This is a genomic window from Crenobacter sp. CS_VA4, assembly GCF_055597485.1.
On record NZ_JBVMAE010000212.1, the window covers coordinates 1 to 234 of the forward strand.

Sequence of the window (234 nt, forward strand, 5' to 3'; positions counted from 1 at the left end):
CGTGCGTAAAGCCGGCATCCTGCATGCGCCGGAACCCGAACGCCAGCGCCTCACCCTTGCCGCGATTCTCGGCCAGCCTTTCCAGGTGGACCCCGTGGTAGCGTGTCACCAGCTGTTCCAGTACCTGACGGCACGCATCATCGCTGCCGTCATCGATCAGCCAGCAGGGCAGACCGGTGGATTGGAGCGCTGCCACCACCGAGCCCACGGCATGCGCGTGGTTGTAGACCGGAA

At 65.4% G+C, this 234-nt stretch carries 1 protein-coding gene; it reads right to left on the minus strand.

Features of this window, described 5'->3' with window-relative positions:
• Nucleotides 1-234: glycosyltransferase (locus ACZ2IA_RS23320; RefSeq protein ID WP_470294954.1), on the minus strand; the 234-nt coding region annotated here is incomplete at both ends.